Annotated in this window: 14 protein-coding genes; 3 read left to right on the plus strand and 11 right to left on the minus strand. The window is 62.5% G+C overall.

Annotated elements, in window-relative coordinates; all coding sequences use genetic code 11:
* Nucleotides 1-176 precede the first annotated feature (176 nt).
* The 6 genes from OU998_RS07465 to OU998_RS07490 are packed head-to-tail and all read right to left on the minus strand — an operon-like array spanning nucleotide 177 to nucleotide 7,890.
* Nucleotides 177-1,019 carry a hypothetical protein gene (locus OU998_RS07465; RefSeq protein ID WP_267516312.1) on the minus strand — a complete coding sequence of 281 codons (843 nt, stop codon included), beginning with the start codon at nucleotides 1,017-1,019 and terminating at the stop codon, nucleotides 177-179.
* 10 nt (nucleotides 1,020-1,029) lie between these two features.
* On the minus strand, nucleotides 1,030-1,713 hold the full coding sequence (locus OU998_RS07470; RefSeq protein WP_267516313.1) for a PIN domain-containing protein: 684 nt from the start codon (nucleotides 1,711-1,713) through the stop codon (nucleotides 1,030-1,032).
* 5 nt (nucleotides 1,714-1,718) lie between these two features.
* Nucleotides 1,719-2,375 carry a hypothetical protein gene (locus OU998_RS07475; protein ID WP_267516314.1) on the minus strand — a complete coding sequence of 219 codons (657 nt, stop codon included), beginning with the start codon at nucleotides 2,373-2,375 and terminating at the stop codon, nucleotides 1,719-1,721.
* Between the two features lie 38 nt (nucleotides 2,376-2,413).
* Nucleotides 2,414-5,917, minus strand: a complete 3,504-nt coding sequence (locus tag OU998_RS07480) for a DEAD/DEAH box helicase (protein ID WP_267516315.1) — start codon at nucleotides 5,915-5,917, stop codon at nucleotides 2,414-2,416.
* Nucleotides 5,904-6,686, minus strand: coding sequence for a DUF1837 domain-containing protein (locus tag OU998_RS07485; RefSeq protein WP_154706283.1), 783 nt, complete (start codon nucleotides 6,684-6,686; stop codon nucleotides 5,904-5,906). The genes OU998_RS07480 and OU998_RS07485 overlap by 14 nt, the downstream gene beginning before the upstream one ends.
* Nucleotides 6,673-7,890, minus strand: coding sequence for an ATP-binding protein (locus tag OU998_RS07490; protein ID WP_267516316.1), 1,218 nt, complete (start codon nucleotides 7,888-7,890; stop codon nucleotides 6,673-6,675). Before OU998_RS07490 ends, OU998_RS07485 begins: the two co-directional genes overlap by 14 nt.
* Nucleotides 7,891-8,477: 587 nt before the next feature.
* Here OU998_RS07490 and OU998_RS07495 point away from each other — a divergent pair.
* Entirely contained in the window at nucleotides 8,478-10,529 is a 2,052-nt protein-coding gene (locus OU998_RS07495) for a ParB/RepB/Spo0J family partition protein (protein ID WP_267516317.1), read from the plus strand.
* Nucleotides 10,530-10,674: 145 nt separating this feature from the next.
* Nucleotides 10,675-11,091 (plus strand): hypothetical protein, encoded by a 417-nt coding sequence (locus OU998_RS07500; RefSeq protein ID WP_267516318.1) that lies wholly within the window; start codon nucleotides 10,675-10,677, stop codon nucleotides 11,089-11,091.
* Between the two features lie 249 nt (nucleotides 11,092-11,340).
* On the opposite strand, the gene OU998_RS07505 is transcribed toward OU998_RS07500, so the two are convergent.
* From OU998_RS07505 to OU998_RS07515, 3 genes are read right to left on the minus strand one after another with little or no spacing between them, the layout of a single operon-like run.
* Nucleotides 11,341-12,297 carry a hypothetical protein gene (locus OU998_RS07505; RefSeq protein ID WP_267516320.1) on the minus strand — a complete coding sequence of 319 codons (957 nt, stop codon included), beginning with the start codon at nucleotides 12,295-12,297 and terminating at the stop codon, nucleotides 11,341-11,343.
* 17 nt (nucleotides 12,298-12,314) lie between these two features.
* A complete protein-coding gene (locus tag OU998_RS07510) occupies nucleotides 12,315-12,845 on the minus strand; it encodes a GNAT family N-acetyltransferase (protein ID WP_267516322.1) in 531 nt (176 codons plus the stop codon).
* The gene (locus OU998_RS07515) at nucleotides 12,833-13,105 is read right to left on the minus strand and encodes a DUF1778 domain-containing protein (protein WP_267516324.1); all 273 of its coding nucleotides are present in this window, start codon (nucleotides 13,103-13,105) and stop codon (nucleotides 12,833-12,835) included. Before OU998_RS07515 ends, OU998_RS07510 begins: the two co-directional genes overlap by 13 nt.
* An 877-nt stretch (nucleotides 13,106-13,982) precedes the next feature.
* Between OU998_RS07515 and OU998_RS07520 the strand changes: the two genes are divergently transcribed.
* Nucleotides 13,983-14,300, plus strand: coding sequence for a DUF736 domain-containing protein (locus OU998_RS07520; protein WP_267516326.1), 318 nt, complete (start codon nucleotides 13,983-13,985; stop codon nucleotides 14,298-14,300).
* Nucleotides 14,301-14,385: 85 nt separating this feature from the next.
* Here OU998_RS07520 and OU998_RS07525 read toward each other — a convergent pair whose 3' ends face one another.
* A complete protein-coding gene (locus OU998_RS07525) occupies nucleotides 14,386-15,360 on the minus strand; it encodes a LysR family transcriptional regulator (RefSeq protein ID WP_267516328.1) in 975 nt (324 codons plus the stop codon).
* 12 nt (nucleotides 15,361-15,372) lie between these two features.
* Nucleotides 15,373-16,572: an MFS transporter gene (locus tag OU998_RS07530; RefSeq protein WP_267516329.1), complete on the minus strand. Its 1,200-nt coding sequence runs from the start codon at nucleotides 16,570-16,572 to the stop codon at nucleotides 15,373-15,375.
* Nucleotides 16,573-16,637: the final 65 nt, after the last annotated feature.

Raw genomic sequence — 16,637 nt, forward strand, 5'->3', positions numbered from 1 at the left:
TTTTCAGGAAAATGGCGGGCCACGCCCGACGATGATGAGCACTACGTCTACGCTATAGCTCTCTAATGCCGCATAAGTCTCGGCTCGACCTCATCGGCCTGATAACCGGAGCACACGACCAACCAGCATCGCGTCAGATGATACCGTGTTTGGTCCGAGCAGCCTCAATGGCGGCCTCAATCTGTTCCGTAACGCCGATCGCCCGGCTTACCCTTCGGCACCTGCACGTTGGTGAGAAACCAGCGTGCGATCTCGACGCCTTCCGCCGCCCACCGGGGGTCTTCACTCTCTAAAGGATCGAGGATGCGGCGTATGATGACGGGATTGCGTGACGAACTGCCGGATCGAAGCGGTTCGTGTTGATAGTCATCCGGCGCAAACGCCATGTTGAGATTTAACGCCGCCGCACGCTTCGGCGATTCCTCCCGAGCGCCGATCAGATCGTCCAGTGGCATGAAAAGACGTCCGTAGTATTTTGGCTGACGGACAAGCAGTTCACGGTTCGTAAACGTCGGCGCTTCCGGCTCTTGGCTCGGCAGCCAACGCTCGTCCAACTCGCAAATGAGACGCCGAATGGCAAATACCATCGCGTCCAGCATGTGCAGATCCTGACTGCGGGTGACGTAGCCATAGATCAGGTAGCGATTGTCGGCATTCCCATTGCGGCGCAGGTGTTCCATGAACTGCTCGGGCGTTCGGTCGGACCAGTGATAGATGTCGAGATCGGTTGGCTTTGCGAGATTGTCTGGCAGCAACGCGCCAGCCAGAGTTTTCACATCCGCGTAAAGCCGAACAATGTCGTGGCTATATGCCTTCTGATCGGCAGCGCTTCGTCTGGACGAGCCGCCATTGAGCAGAATCACGGCCTTGAGATATTTCTCAAGCGCATGAACCGTAAGCCAAAGAAAGTCTGTGTTGAGTTGATTGATCGCACACCAGCGCGCGGTGACATAGTTTTCGTCGGCGGTGCGGACGAAAAGTTCGAGGACCAGATTATGTTTCGATGCTGATACGCTCAAGCCGATGTCCTTACAGACCGAGCGCGTATTTGGCCGCAATCATATTGGGCGCATAGCCAAGGTTGATCGTGCCAAATTCCGCCGCGATGTCGGGCTTCAAAACCTTGCTTTCGGTCAAATACTCATTGGTATTCGACGACAGAAAGACGATCGGCGTCGTCACCCCAGCGCCCCGCAAAGCTGATACGGCCTCAAGATAAGTTTCATAGACCAGGCAATCTTTGGAGGACTCCTTGCCGCGTCTCGCGGGAGCGATGCCCGCGTTGACCCGAGCAAATGCTTTGGAGGGGACAACAGGGCTGGGCGTGACATTGCCGAGCTTGGCGAGCCAACGCCCGACAACGGCCCTTGCACGCCCGACATGATCGTCAAGATGCGTAAGGTTGACGTTGCCTGGAGCGCCGAAGACGGCGGATAGCTTGTTGATGCGCTCGACTTGCTCCCGAACCCTTCTGAGATTGCGCTCAGCCTCATCCTGGACGGGCTGGTCGTGATCGGAAAACTCGATCGCTACCTGTTCCGCCATAAGGCATATGAGACGACCCGATTCCGCCGCCGCCACGAGATCGATGGCCGCCTGCCGATCGTGCGGTTTCGCCGTCTCGCGCGTCGGATCACGCATGACGTCCAGAATGGAGCATGTGTCGATGCACAGCACCGGAACGCCCGCTGATGCAATCGCGTGTGCGTCCATCCGGCTCAGTGCTCGTCGTAGTAGGCAAGAAGAGCGATGGCGGTCTCAAAATCGCCTGCAAGATTGTGAGCGGAGTTCTCGTCCCAATCGTCAACTTCATGTAGCCAACGCGCCAATCGATCAGCGCCGGGCTTGTCGCCACTGCGATGCACAGCGACAAGAAAATCGAACCAGCGACGTTCATCCGAAGGATGGCTCGCTCCCGTCGACTTATTGGCCGCGCCGGAGAAACGCTTGAGTTTTAGCGCAGCGTCCGGAGACAACCAGTCATCGAGTGTTTGTCGAGGTTCCGTCGTCGAGATTGTGAAACCGTATTGGGCTGTGACCGGCGCAGCGATGCGCGCAATAAAATCTGTGAGCACGGCATTGTATTGGGCGAAAGTGAGGCTTCCCATCTCCAAAGGAACGATGTTCGGGACATAGTAGCCGTCTTCGGTTCCCCACAGGGTAAGCCCGGCCGCCGGATAGTCTTGGCCAGCATCTCGACGAAAAAGGACGACATCCTCCGAGGTCACAGCGTTCCGCGCTACCTCCGCCGACCGTTCCAGATCCACGCGCCAAGGTTCGATCGCCGCCGCGATGAGCGCTTCGCGCAAGTCGGGCCGTTTCGCGATGGGGCCACGGATGGCCATATCTTGGAAAACTTCGAGTTTGTCTGTCATATCATTTCTTTCGGATTATCTTTGGCTACTGTCGCCTCCTAAGCATCGGCCTGCGGCCAACGCAGTTTTCCGCGGCCGACACGAAGCGCCTCCACCAGTCTTGTGTTGCCGGGCAACCGACCCGAAAACAGGCTGGGCTTGGGATCAACCGCAGCCTTCTTGAAGGCGGCGACACGCTGGTAGTCGGGCGTCGTCAGCCAAGTCCGCCCATCACCCTCATCGGTGACAATCCTATACAGGCCGGCAGGCGGAGCGACGGCGATGTCGAGTAGTCGCTTATAGTGTTCGACCGACCACTTCTGGATGCCTCCGCTAAGGGCCTCGGTTCGGAACCGCGCCCATAGCGCAGCCGTATCGGGCGTTGGCCAATCGCCAGCGTCGGTGTAGGCCGTGATCTCATCAGATTCGAGCCAGGCCCGCATCTCGGCAGGCGTAACGAAGACTGGCTTGGCGTCCTCGACCGCCGCCATGGCGGCGCGCCTCGACGGAAGACCGGCCCGGATCAACATCGACATCATGAATTGCGGAACGCCGGTTTCGACCGCAGCAGCGGCTCCACCCGCCACCGTATCCGGCGACCAGCCGAGGGACATGCGGCGGGTACGGACAGCTTCCAAGGCCCAAACCAAACGATAAGTGAAGGCATCTTCGACCGCCCGCATGTTCTGCGGCCCGATATTGGCAACATCCTCGCCGGACACCCAACTGCGTAGGATTGCCTTCCAATTGGCTGGTAGCGCGTTCGCCTTGTCAGGAATGAAAGGACGCATGAATAGCAGGCGGTCGCCGAGACCACCGAGGCTATCGACAAGTTCGTCGATGTCGCCGCCCAGCGCCGCTTCGTCTGCGCGGTCGAGGAGTTCGGCCAACTCGTCGGCCATGGCGTCGATGGTGAGGCCCGCCTCAAGTCCTACGCCCATGGCGAAATGTCCGCGCCGCGCCTGCGCCGTGGTGGTCTTCCAGATAAGGTCGGCGCGCGCTTCGAATATCTTTATGTGCAGCGGTGCGATGTCCTCGTCCTCGCGGGCAATCTGGCGTGCCCAAAGCGATCCCTTGAGCGCCTCGTCCAGAAGCTTGGGTAGGTCGGCCCGATCAGCGTCCAGTGCCTCGATCAGACCGAACACGGTCGCATCAAGGCGTTCGACAATCTGCGAAAGCGGCTCCTCGTCAATGGTCTCTTCCTCGTCATCGCCGCCGTCTTCATCATCGTCGTCGCCATCGTCGTATTGTACGCCGGCGGCCAGACGCTCGGCGACCGCGGCTTCCTCCGTCGGCGATCTCCAGGCTTCGCGGGCATTGGCGAGATATTCCCAAGCGTCGTGACGGTCCAGCACCCCCTCTCGTGACAAGCGGTCAAGAATCTCGGCGACGATCTGGATGAGGCCGCTCTTCAGCGTGCGGGCCTTTGCGGAGGCGACCAGCTTCTTCCATTCCCTCTTTCGCCAATCAATCTTATCGAACATCACGTGAACGATGAGGCCTTCGACATCGACGAAGGCGCGTCCGGCGCGACCCGCCACGTTCGCAAACTCCTCGCCCTTGATCTTCTCGGACGCCCGATACAGCGCTGGCACCAGCAGGACGGCGGCGTTGAGGTTGAGGCCTTGCGATAGCGTCGGTGACGCCACGATGACCTTCAGCACCCCCTCGGACAAAAGCGCTTCCAGCTCACGAAGGAATGGACTCGGCAGCCGGCCATGGTGGACGGCAACGCCCGCTTTCAAACAAGCGACAGCCGGATGGTCTTCGCCCAACCATTCCTTGCCGACCTCCAGAGCGCGGGCAATCGACGCCTCATCTTCCAGCAGCGAATCCAGATAACCGCGCTTGCAGAGGTCCACGACCTGTTTGCCATAACTCTCGACCCAATTAGCCTGGGTGGAGAAGATCAGGGTCCGCTTGCCTTGGCTTGCGAACTCCCATGCCGCAAACAACGCGAGATGCGAGTTCTTGCGCGGATAAGGCTTCTTCTCCTTTCCGAGTGCCGGCTTCTCCAAGACAAATTTGTCGAGGAACGGGCCATCGTCATCGAGATCCAGCCGGAGCAGTGCATCCTTGCCCCGCCACGTGAGCGCGCCGAACCGTTGCCGCGTCGGCCGCCAATCGGAACGCACCGGCTCGCCCGGTTCATCGGAACGAATCCATGCGGTAAGATCGTCGAGTTCGTCGCCGCTTGGCAGGATGGCGGAGAGGCAGACCATTCGGCGTTCACCCGCGTCCGCACGCCGGAGCAGGCGCTGTACGAGCGTCTCGTAACGGATCTCACGCTCGCTCGGGCCGATCATATGGCCTTCGTCGAGGACGATCAGGCCGACATCATCGATCAGAGACGGGTCGCTTCTCAGTGCGAAGTCAAGCTTTTCGGGTGTCGCGATGATGATCTCGCGGGAGCGCAAGGCGTCTTCATCTCCAGCCGAAAGACCGCTGGCGCCGTAGAGCGAGGAGACGCTGAAGCCGAGGGGCGCGAAGGTTTTTCTGAAGGAGCGCTCGGTCTGAGCGGACAAAGCGCGCAATGGCGTAACGATCAACACCCGGCGAGCCGACGACAGCGTCATCAGCGCGGCGATCTCGGCCACACGCGTCTTGCCGGCGCTGGTCGGCAAGGCGACGACCAGGTCGTCCGTGACGTCCGTGGAGCGCTGCGCCGCCTCGCGCTGCGATGGCCACAACTCCACCTCGGAGGTCTTGCGCGCATAGAGCGACGAGATAAACAGCCGTCGCAGGTCTGGATATTTTTCCTCCGTCCCCTCCGGCGGGTCGGTCGGCAGAGTCTGGTGGAGCGAATGCTGCCAAAGGTCGTCGATCAGATGGCGGCAGAGGTTCGAAATCCACCACAGCGGCACATTCTCCGCGTTGTCAGCCAGACTGACCGCGGTGCTAAGAAGCGCGCGCGCGATCTCGATCGGCTCGGGTTCGCCGGTCTCCAGTGCAAAATCAAAATGGGCCAGCGCCCGGCAAATCGTCGTGTTGAGGATCGTCGATATCGCTTCATCGATATCGGGTTCTTCGCCCGTCAGGGCGGCAGCGACTTGCGCATCGCCATGAGCCTCGTCGGCCAGCCAGTCGCGAACATATCCGCGCAACTGGCCGAGATCGCGCACGATCAGGTGTTGGATCGCCGTCTCGCCCGGAGATGCATTGAGGTCCCCCGCCTTCTCGTTAAACAGGGAATAGGCGACGGCCGAGAAGCCGGCCAGGTGATAGGCTGCGGCGGCGATTGTGCGGCGAAAACCGCGATCGGGTGATTCCGGATCGCCGTTGCGCACCAACGCCTCAAAAGCATTGGCAGCGCGCTCAAATGCCTTGCCGGTCAAGGGCAAGGCACCGGCCTGCGCCCGCAAAGCCATTGCGCCCCGAAGCAGGGCGAAGCCGTGTTCGGCGAGGTCCGTTTCGATCGTCGCGCCGAGGGGCGGCGCATTCGCCGGCAGCACCCCTTCTTCGCGCATCAACGACCAGGCCGCGCCGCGATAGAGGAGACGGCCGAGAATGCCGTCAACCGTCGCTGTCGCTAGGAATGCCGTCAGTTCGTCAATCGTCTCCAAGGTCTTCCGCCTCCTGGTACATGGCTGCGATGAAGTCCTGATGATCCTCGACGTGAATGTTCAGGACATAGTGGTCGCGATTGGTCCCCGTGGCATCGAGATCGACTTTTAGCGAAGCGTGCGGGCCGTTGCCCGACACTGTGAAGAGCATATGATCGATGCGATCGGCACGAAGGGACTTCAGGCCCACCTCGTCACGCAGGCTGCGCCCCAATGCGTTGTCGTCCGGGTCATTGCTCTCCAACAGGCGGTTGGCGACAAAAAGCAGGGAATCGGGCGTGCAGCGGCCGTTGTCGCGGTCGAGCACCTTGCGGGCGCTCGTGACCGTGGCCTTGCCGAGCACCTTGTTGCTTTTGGCTTCGCCTTTCAGGAGCCATAGCTTTTCGCCAGCCGCATCGTATCCCGCGCCGATAAAATCGTCGCCTCGCATCGCCATGTTGCGACCATCCTTGTAGCGGAGGCGGCGAACGGGAACGCGCAGGCCGATTTCTTCCTCGACCAGTTCGGTCGCGAGAATCTCACCAAGATCGCCGGAGCGTCCCTTGGGTGTCTGGGGCATTGCCGCGCCGAGGATTTTCGCCGCGACCTTGTAGCCGAGCCGCTCCACGTCTTCGGCAATGCGTTCCAGTCGGTCGTAATGTGAGCGGATCGTCTCGGCGAGGACATCGCGAATTTCGTCGCGCCCGCCATCCTTCTCGACATAAGTCCAATAGTGCTTTCGCTTGTCTTTGTTCTTGGTGGCATCGCACCAGCTTTCATACAGGCCCATGCGATCCTCCTTTGGCTGTTTTGTTCGTTGGCGCTTCTCCATCCCAAAGGCTCGACAATGGTGCCGCTGCTAGCCTGTCGCCGAACGGCACGACATCCACGCTATCATAGAGGACTACGCCGAAAGCAAAGCGATCTCCGCACGCTTCGGCCAAAGCGCGCAGCCCCCCGAAATCACCAGCCTTCACCGTAGCGCTGGCCTTCACCTCGATCCCGACAATCATGCCGTCATCGCGCTCCAGCACGATGTCCACCTCGCGCATGTCTCGATCGCGGAAATGATGCGGAGTCAGCCGCAGGTCCGAAGCGCTCATCAGCTTCAGAGTTTCCGAGAAGACGAAGCTTTCGAGAAGCGCGCCGAATGGTCCGCGATCAGCCTTCACCCTGTCGAAGGTCAGACCGCGCGCGGTCGCCAGCAAGCCGGAGTCGAGGAAGTGCAGCTTGGGCGTCTTGGCGATGCGTTTCAGAGTATTGGTGAACCAGGGTTGCACGGTTGAGACTAGGAACACTTGTTCGAGCAGCCCGACATAGCGCTGCCCCGTCTTGTGGGTGACGCCGATGCCAGCGGCAAACTGGGAATAGTTGACCAACTGTCCTGAGTGCTCGGCAAGCAGCCGCACGAATTTCGGTAACTCAGTCAGTTTCTCGATGTCCGCGATGTCGCGCAGGTCGCGCGTCAGGATCGATGTAAGATAGGATCGCAACCAATCCTGCCGCCGTCGCTCGTTGTCACGACTGATGGCTTCGGGAAAACCACCGAGCAGGACGAGTTGGACCAAATCGTCACCGACGATAGCATTCCGCTGACTCCGGAGCTTTCCTTCGAACAGCCGTTCCAGAAAATTTGGCGTTCGGCCTTCCACCTCGGCCTTGGCCAATGGCAGCATCTGAATGGTTTCCATCCGTCCAGCCAGGCTATCGGCGATGCGCGGCAAGGTCAGCACGTTCGCCGAACCCGTCAGCAGGAATCGTCCCGGCCGATAGTCCTCATCGACCGTCTTTTTGATCGCTAACAGCAAGTCGGGCGCGCGTTGGATCTCGTCGATGATGGCTTGATCCAGCCCCCGGATGAAACCGGCCGGATCGGATTGGGCGGCTGCAAGAACCGTTTGATCGTCCAGCGTGATATAGGTTCGGCCAGCCTCGCCCATCTTGCGGACGAGCGTGGTCTTACCGGCCCGGCGCGGTCCTACGATCAGGACCACGGGCGTATCCGAAAGGGCTTCTTCCGCCCGTCGTTCTACAAACCGTCCGTACATGCCAACTCCGAGACTTAGCAGATTGAGACTATCTGCTTCGGCAGATTGGGAGTCAATGACCCGCATATTGGTAATCACAAGACCGCGATTCGGGATGGATGGGGAAAAGCCTTCCCCTGCGGCCGAGCCACGGTCTCGACCGACCCCTTCTGCGGGGACACCCCGCAACGCCCCGAGGCGATATGACGATCAGGGTTCATTGGGGTCGGCATCGAAGACCTCGCACCCTGATCCGGTTTTTATGCCCGGCTTCCGCTGACGCTCACGCAGGGCGGGTTGCTTGGGGGCGCTGCCCCCTGGCGCGGTCAAGGGTAAAGCGCCGGCGAGCCGGCGCCGTCCGGGGTGGTCTCCCCGACCTTCCGCGCGGATACGATGTTCAGCACAGCCGTCATGACGGACATCCGTTTGTGCAGGTCGGGTGATCCCCCTCCACCCCGGCCGCCCTGGCCCTTGCACCCCCCGGTCTCGCCGACGGGCAGGGTTTCAGCGCGGCGCTTCGCTGCGCAAAACCCAAGCCCATTAGGAGCAAGACCATGACGACCACTGCCACTGACACGATCGCCACACCCGTTGCCGTGACCGGCGCGGAGGTGTTCATCCCGCTCAACAAGCTCAAGAAGCACCCGAACAACGCCCGCAAGACGCCGCACAGCGAGGCGTCCATCGAGGCGAAGGCGGCGAGCATCCACGCCAAGGGCATCCTGCAAAACCTCGTGGTGGAACCGGAGGTTGACGCCGAAGGAGCCGCGACCGGCTTCTATCTTGTCAGCATCGGCGAAGGCCGCAGGCTGGCGCAGTTGCTGCGCGTGAAGCGCAAGCAGATCAAGAAGACGGAAGCCATCCGCTGCGTCATCGACACCATGAACGACGCCAGCGAAATCAGTCTGGACGAGAACGTCACCCGCGAAGACCTCTCGCCCGCCGACCAGTTCGAGCGCTTCCGCGAGCTTGCCGAAACGCGCGGTTGGGGCGCGGAGGAAATCGCGGCCCGGTTCGGCGTAACGGCCCATGTCGTGCGCCAGCGGATGCGATTGGGTGCGGTCAGCCCCAAGTTGATGCAGGTCTATCGCGAAGGGGGATTGACCTTGGAGCAGTTGATGGCCTTCGCCATCGTGGATGACCCGGCCCGGCAGGAGCAGGTTTACGAGAACCTGTCGTGGAACAAAGACCCTTCGACTATTCGACGCGACCTGACCCGGATGCACATCGCGGCGACGGATCGGCGGGCGATCTTCGTCGGCGCGGAGGCCTATGCCGAAGTGGGCGGCGTCATCCTGCGCGACCTGTTCACCGAGGATCGCGGCGGCTTCTATGAGGATGCCGCGTTGCTGGACCGGCTTGTCATCGAGAAGCTGGACGGGATCGCGGAGAGCGTGAAGGCCGGGGAAGGCTGGAAGTGGGCGGGTGTTCATATCGACTATCCGCACGGCAACGGCCTGCGTCGCACCTATCCGCATCCCGTGGCGTTGTCGGAGGAAGACGAGGCAGCCTATGCCGCTGCGCAGGCGGAATATGATGCGCTGACCGAGCAGTATGACAGCGCCGATGAACTGCCCGACGACGTGGATCAGCGATTCGGGGAGCTGGAAGCAGAGATCGAGCGCATCGACGCTTTGCGTCACGCCTATGATGCCGACGAGATTGCTTGCGGCGGTGTGTTCGTCATCCTTTCCCATGATGGGGAAGCCCGCATCGAGCGCGGCTTTATCCGGGCCGAGGACGAAAAGCCTGAAACCGTGGAAAATGCGGACGGTGAAGGCGGAAGCGTGATCGATGGCGTTCGCGTCAACGGTGATGGCGAGATCATCGAGGATGGCGAGCGGGACGAGGACGGTAACTCGGCTTCCGCGCTCGAGACGGAGGACGAGGACGCTGGGGATGCGGGCAAGCCGCTGTCGGACCTGCTCATCCGCGATCTGACCTCGCACCGGACGCTGGGCCTTCGCCTTGCGCTGGGCGAGCAGCCGGACATGGCGCTGATCGCCGTCACCCATGCGCTGGCGGCGCAGACCTTCTATCGCGGGACGGACGCCGCCTGCCTAGAAATCCGCCCGACCAGCAGCTATCTCGCTTCTCACGCGGACGGCATCGAGGATACGGCGGCGGGCAAGGCGCTGGCGGATCGTCATGCCGGATGGGCGGCGGACATGCCGCGCGACGTGGCCGACCTGTGGGGCTTCATCGCCGGTCTGGACCATGCCAGCGTTATGGCGCTGTTCGCCCATTGCGCGTCGTTGACCGTCAATGCCGTGAAGCAGCCTTGGGAGAAGAAGCCCCACGCCCATGCGACGGCGGACAGGCTGGCAACGGCGGTGGCGCTCGACATGACGGCGCACTGGACGCCCACGGTGCGGACCTATCTCGGTCGCGTCACCAAGGCGCACATCCTCGCCGCCGTGCGCGAAGCCGTCAGCAACGAAGCGGCGGAACGGATCGCGGGCTTGAAGAAGACGGACATGGCGGAGGCTGCCGAACAGCTTCTGGCCGGAACCGGCTGGCTTCCCGCCGCCCTGCGGACGGCGCGGCCCGCATGGCTGGACGAGCGGCAGCAGGACGGTGACGCCTTTCAGATCGCCGCCGAGTGAGGACCGGGCCGGGATCGCAGCAGCGGTCCCGGCCTTCCGTCCGTCCGACACCCCCGAAACTCCGGTCGCGCGGTGTTCACCGCGCGACCGGCTGACCTCGACTGTCCGATGACGGCCACCGTCATCGACGCTATGGAGACCCATCATGATCGCCGTGATGTTGATGAGCGTGGCCTTGATCGCGGGACTGTGCGTTCTCGCCTATACGCTCGCCGTCTATGCGCTGCCCTTCATGCTCGGCGTCGAAGCGGCGCGCTTCGCCTACGCCACCGGCTCCGGCCTGATCGGCGCGGGCCTCGTCGGCCTCGTCGCCGGGGCCGCAGCCTATGGCCTGCTGGTGTTCGCCTTCGCCTCGCTGCGCTCGCCGGTCCTGCGCCTGATCGTGGCGCTGGTCTTCGCCGCGCCCGCCGCCGTTGCGGGCTATGCGCTTGTCCACGGTGTCACTGGCGAGGCCGTGCCGTCCGAGGTGTGGCGGCAAATCTTCTGCATCATGGCAGGAGGCTTCGTCGGCACGTCGGCGGTATTGCGATTGGCGGGCGTGGCGCTCGCTCGCGCCGAATAGGCGAAACGTCGCGACGGTGGCCTACCGGCGCCAGTTCTCCCTGAACTCGTCATCGAACCACATCTCGACATCATAAGAAACGGACGTGGTGGTCCGGAAATCGAGATAGGACGAATAGTTCTGCCGGACCCATGACAGAAAGGTCGAGAAGCTAAGTTGATCGGGTGGCAGGTCTGCCAGTCCGCTTTCCTTGCGCCTTTGATGGCACAGGTGCCGGATCGCGGTTTCGCAGTCGTCCCTCTTCATCGATCACCGCCCATTCGCCGCCAGTATCGTGATCTCCGGCTCCCAGCCTTCGGGAAGGTCCGGCGGGCTGATCGAATCCAGATCGAGCCGGATGAAGGATGTGAGGATCGACTGGAACGTCTCGGTGTCGCGCGCCCAATGGATGACCCCGTCGAAATCCTTGGCGAGATGGTGTGTCAGATCGAGCGAGGAGCGGCGATTGATCCCGACCGGGCTATCCACCTGAACGATGGCGATCCTGTCGCCACCGACCCAGCGCGTGATCTCTGCCGGAAACTCATGGGCATAGTCACGCCGCCCGTTCCACACCGCCGTGCGGATAACCTTTCCGGCGGGCGTCGCCAATCGGAATATCCACGGCGACTCCTCCTGGGCGATGCCGGTTGTCGCATAGAAGGGCGGCGGCGGCGGACGGTCGAGAATTGCCGCCTTCCGCTCGCGAATCTTGCGGCGCTGGGCCGCCGTCAGCCGTCCCAGCGGCGTACCGTCCGCGTCGAACTGCCGGATGTCCTGCGAATAGGAAACCTCGGCGGTGCCGGCGTCGTAAATATCCGAATCCGGAAAGGCGAAGAGCAGAACCTGCCCGGTGAAACTGCGCAGGTGCCGCAGCACGATGTCCCATGCGATTTCGCCATGAACGACGGGCACGACATGAAGCGCCGCGCCAGGCGCTTCCATCATCAGCCGGTCGATGACCGCGATCCCGATCGCGCTGAAACTCTCGCCATCGCCGAGACAGAAGCCGACATGGAAGCTGCGCTCGCCGACCACGGCCCGGAACGCGCGAAGAATAATCTGTGCGTCGTCGGGGATCGCCACGTCACCCGTGAGCGCGCGAATGCGCGCGCCATTGATAGCGGCGACCGGCGGGAGCGCGTGCAGGTCGATGATGCCCCGAAAGCCGTCCGAGCGCGGCCAGGCCGATTGTTGCTGCTGCCTCTTTCGCTTGGCTTCGCCCATCGCGACCGTCTCCCAATCTAGCTGAACGCTGCGATCACCGTTTCGATGGGCAGAAACAGGGTGCGGCTGTCCGCCGGATATTCGGTGAATTCGGCACAGGCCATGTAGAAGCGCTTCGCGTTGTCATCCTTCGCCTGCACCAGCACCGCGCCGATCCCGATGCTCTGAGATGCGACCGCGATGCGGCGCAGGGCATCCGACAGGATATCCGCGCCTAGGCCCCGACCGGCATAGGCACGGCTGACCGCCAGACGCCCGATCACCGAAACAGGAATAACGTCAGGTGCATTGCGCCGGACCTTGCCCGGCGCAGCCGTCCGTTCCACCGACCCGGCGGCGATGCAGAAATAGGCGACCACCGCATTGCCGTCACAGACGACATAGGTCCGGGAGAACCGGCTTTCGTTCTTCAGCGCCCGATGCTTCAGCCAGTCGTTCAGGACCGGCTCGCCGCAATCGAAGTCCGTCAGGTCATGGTTCGTCGTCAGAGGAACCGGGGCCGAGAGCTTCGTTTGCGGATGCTCGGGATCAGGGGTTACGTTTCCCATGCCGGAACTCGACGCAACAGCGCACGCAGCTTGGGTCCGGGCGCCGGGGGATTGTCAAGCGCATGGACGAAGGCGTCATACCGATCGGAATCCAGCACGAACAGGCGCTGATCCAAGAGCACGTCGATCGCCAGTGAGCGTGCACTGTCGACCATAAACTCGGTGCGCGTCTTGCCCAGGATCGCCGCCGCATCGTCGATGAGCTGGCGCGTATGCGACTCGATGCGCAGATTGATGCTGCCTTTGGGTTCAGACGACATGGGCCGCTCCGCAACCGCGATGGTCGCAGGACGCAATCGTTCGGGAGAGGACGCGCGAGCCTTTGTCATGACCGGCAATATGATGGAGCGTATCCACAATGTCAATACGGTGTGTGGGCGGGTAGAGAGCCTGTCGGCGTTATGGCGTTGCCCTGCGGGCCGCGCTTTCGGCTACGCCGGAACCACGCCGAGGGCGCGTTTCCGCCATTCGGCTTCAATCGCTAACGCGAAGAGCGGCGGTCGGCGGCCCTTTCGATGATGAAGCCCCGCTCGGGTGCGCGAGGGCATGGCAATGACTGGCCACAGTGCCAGCGGCAAGACCGTGACGGTGGCCTCTCCGTTCTCGGCATCGACACCTCACGGCCGGGTTGCGCGCGTGGAATCCTGGATCGCCCGTTGACGAGAACGGTCACGTTGCTCTGGCGGGTGATCGTCTCCGGCATGCCGACGTCGGTGCTGCGACGAAGATGAGGATCGGGAGGCGCTCCGGTGTGGCCGTGGACGATGGTCGGGCCTTGCCGTCGAAGGTCAGGGGAAGATTGATGCGACCGGAGGTTCACCACCGTTTTGCATGTCTGGCCCGAAGACCGACCGCCACCAGTGTCGTGTTCCTTGGATTTCCCGGCCAGCCACGCCCACGGCGTCCTCGAATGGATTGGGTCTGACCGAAGACCGGCTGCGCCTCGCTCGTCTTCCCGCAACGTCCGTCGCCAGCTTTTTTCCGCCGCCTGCGGCTTTGCATCGCGAAGCAAAAAAGCCGTCATCATCCGTCCTCCACTGCGTTCCAGCCTTACAGGTGCGGGGCCGATCGTCCCCGGTCGCGCGACCACCATCGAGGTCGCGATAGGCGCGGCCGGATGCGAAAAGGAACGAGACCATGGCGACCATCGGCACCTTCACCAAGAACGACAACGGCGCGGGCTTCACCGGCGCGGTCAAGACTCTGACCCTCAACGTCAAGGCCAAGTTCGTCGCCACCGAGGGCGACAGCGAGCGCGGCCCCGACTTCCGCATCTTCGCCGGCGCCACCGAATTCGGCGCGGCCTGGAAGAAGACGGCCCGCGAGACGCAGCGCGAATACCTCTCCGTCAAGCTGGACGATCCGAGCTTCCCCGCACCGATCTACGCCAGCCTGGTCGAGGGCGAGGACGGTGAGGCCCACAACCTCATCTGGTCCCGCCGCAACAGCGACTGAGGCCGGACACATCCGCAAGCCCCGCTCACCCGAGCGGGGCTTCGTCACGGTCATGGCCGTCACCGCCTGTCAGGCAATACGGAGATCAGGATGTGCGGATTTCAGGTGGACGCGCAAAGCGACTCATCTCGGTGGCGAGATCGAGCAGGTTCTTGAGTGCCGGGCTGCGATTGTGCGGCGACCAGATGGCGCTGAACCTTGCCTGTTCGGCCTCGTCGGCAATCGGGCGAAACACGACGCCGGGAAACGGAACGCGACTGGCGGATTCGGTTGTCAGCGTGACGCCATCACCCGAGGCGACTAGATGCATCAGCGTATCGCGGCCAACATCGCAGCGGCGGATATGCGGCGTTTTCTCACGCTCCGAAAGACGGCGGACAATATGGTCCTGGAGCTGCGGTCCCGCACAGCCGTGCCGAACAAGGAAGATCTCCGGCGCGAGATCCGACCAGAGAATGTGGTCGCGTGCCGTCAAGGGATGCTGGATCGGCAGCGCGATGACAAACGCCTCGCTCCACAATATGCGCGAATGGCAGTCGGGAAGGTCCGTCGTGCCCATGACGAAAGCGATGTCGAGTTTGCCGTCGCGAACCTGGCTGATCGTTTGGGCGGAGCGCCCCTCGACGATGACGTGTTCGATATTCGGATACGTCTCGCGGAACCGACCTCGCAGATCAGCAAGGAAACCCGATGCGATCGAGGAATGCAGACCAATGGACAGACGCCCGACCGTTCCGGTCGAGACCACGCCCGCTATCTTGATCGCATGGTCCAGTTGCTCGATCCCGACTGCGATCTCCGCGACGAAGATGCGCCCGGCCTCCGTGAGCCGGACACCACGATGCCGCCGCTCGAACAGAACAATCCCGAGTTCCTGTTCCAAAGCCTTGATACGCGCGCTGACGCCCGACTGGCTGACGCCTAGAAAATTCGCCGCGTGGCGGAAGTTCAGATACTCCGCGGCGGCAAGCGCATGGCGCAAAGACACCAGAGGGATGCGGGCAAGTGCATCATGGCCTGGGCTTCTTTCCTCTCCAGCTTTCGCCTTATGCCATCTCAACACGCTTATTCCTCATAGGCAACGCGATCGCTTCGCGGCGAGCGCGGCCATCGAAGCGCATAGGGCGAAGACGATCCCGGTCGCGGCCAGCCCGTGCCATCCGAAGCGTTGTGTGAGATGGGCCGCGACGCCGGCGCCCGTCGCTCCACCAAGAAAATAGCTGGTCATGAAAACCGTATTTAATCGGCTTCGCGCCTCGCCAGCCAAGGCGTAGATGCGACTCTGGTTCGCGACGAGGCCAGCGCGATTGCCGATGTCAAGCAGGATCATCGCCGCGATGAGGAAGCCGATATGTGCACCGGCTTCGATGGCCAGCAGAAACGCAGCCAGCACCGTCAGCGCTCCGAACCGGAGTACCAGACGATTGCCGAGCCGATCCACAGCCCGGCCAATCCACGGCGAAGCCAGCAGCCCTGCAATGCCGACGAAGCCGAAGGCCCCCGCCATGTCCGGGCCGAAATGGTAGGGTTCTTCGGCGAGCAGAGCCGCAAGCGATCCCCATAGGGCCGAGAACGCCGCGAACATCAGGAAACCGGTCAGGCAGGCGACGCGCAGGACAGGCTCCCTGAGGATCAGGCCGCCAAGCGAAGACAGCAGAGACCGGTAGGATAGCGTCGTGCTGGGCGGGGTTCGGGGCAGCCGCAAGACCACGATCACCATCAGCACGGCGTCGATCCCGACCGCGACCAGAAACATGGTTCGCCAGCCTGCGTGCCCGCCGACGACGCCGGACAGCGTTCTCGCGAACAAGAGTCCCGCCGACAGGCCAGACAGAAGAGAGCCGACGACACGCCCGCGAACGTCCGGCGCGGCCAGTCCCGAGATGGCGGGAATGATGATCTGCGCCGTCACCGCGGTCAGGCCAACGGCGACACTGGCCGCGATTAGCGCCGAGAAAGTCGGGGCAAAGGTAACCGCAAGGAGGCTTACCATGTTGAATGCAAGCAAGGTCAGGATCAGCCGTTTGCGGTCGATCCTGTCGCCCAACGGCACAAACAGGACGAGCCCGCCTGCATAACCGAGCTGGGTCGCCGTGGCGAGGAAGCCCGCATCGGAACCGGATCGGCCAAAGCTTGCGCCCATCTCGGGTAGGAGCGGTTGATTGTAATAGAGGGTCGCGACGGCGAAAGCGCAGGCGGTGGCCATCAGAAAGATGGTGGCCGGAGACAGCGGATCGGCCGCCTGATCCTTGCGATCGGCGAAGGATGACATGGGCGGGTCTCGGACGAAGAGGATGGCCGTGTCTACGCCTTTGGGCACTCGCCGATAATCGCCTT

Origin of the sequence: Brevundimonas sp. SL130, from assembly GCF_026625805.1 — a bacterium.
Taxonomy (GTDB): Bacteria; Pseudomonadota; Alphaproteobacteria; order Caulobacterales; family Caulobacteraceae; genus Brevundimonas.

What these genes read in the sequence shown, in the direction of transcription:
- OU998_RS07500 (WP_267516318.1), top strand. Translation starts at nt 10,675, where the DNA reads ATGATCGCCGTGATGTTGATGAGCGTGGCCTTGATCGCGGGACTGTGC.
- OU998_RS07510 (WP_267516322.1), bottom strand. Translation starts at nt 12,845, where the DNA reads ATGGGAAACGTAACCCCTGATCCCGAGCATCCGCAAACGAAGCTCTCG.
- OU998_RS07485 (WP_154706283.1), bottom strand. Translation starts at nt 6,686, where the DNA reads ATGGGCCTGTATGAAAGCTGGTGCGATGCCACCAAGAACAAAGACAAG.
- OU998_RS07495 (WP_267516317.1), top strand. Translation starts at nt 8,478, where the DNA reads ATGACGACCACTGCCACTGACACGATCGCCACACCCGTTGCCGTGACC.
- OU998_RS07520 (WP_267516326.1), top strand. Translation starts at nt 13,983, where the DNA reads ATGGCGACCATCGGCACCTTCACCAAGAACGACAACGGCGCGGGCTTC.
- OU998_RS07475 (WP_267516314.1), bottom strand. Translation starts at nt 2,375, where the DNA reads ATGACAGACAAACTCGAAGTTTTCCAAGATATGGCCATCCGTGGCCCC.
- OU998_RS07470 (WP_267516313.1), bottom strand. Translation starts at nt 1,713, where the DNA reads ATGGACGCACACGCGATTGCATCAGCGGGCGTTCCGGTGCTGTGCATC.
- OU998_RS07515 (WP_267516324.1), bottom strand. Translation starts at nt 13,105, where the DNA reads ATGTCGTCTGAACCCAAAGGCAGCATCAATCTGCGCATCGAGTCGCAT.
- OU998_RS07505 (WP_267516320.1), bottom strand. Translation starts at nt 12,297, where the DNA reads ATGGGCGAAGCCAAGCGAAAGAGGCAGCAGCAACAATCGGCCTGGCCG.
- OU998_RS07530 (WP_267516329.1), bottom strand. Translation starts at nt 16,572, where the DNA reads ATGTCATCCTTCGCCGATCGCAAGGATCAGGCGGCCGATCCGCTGTCT.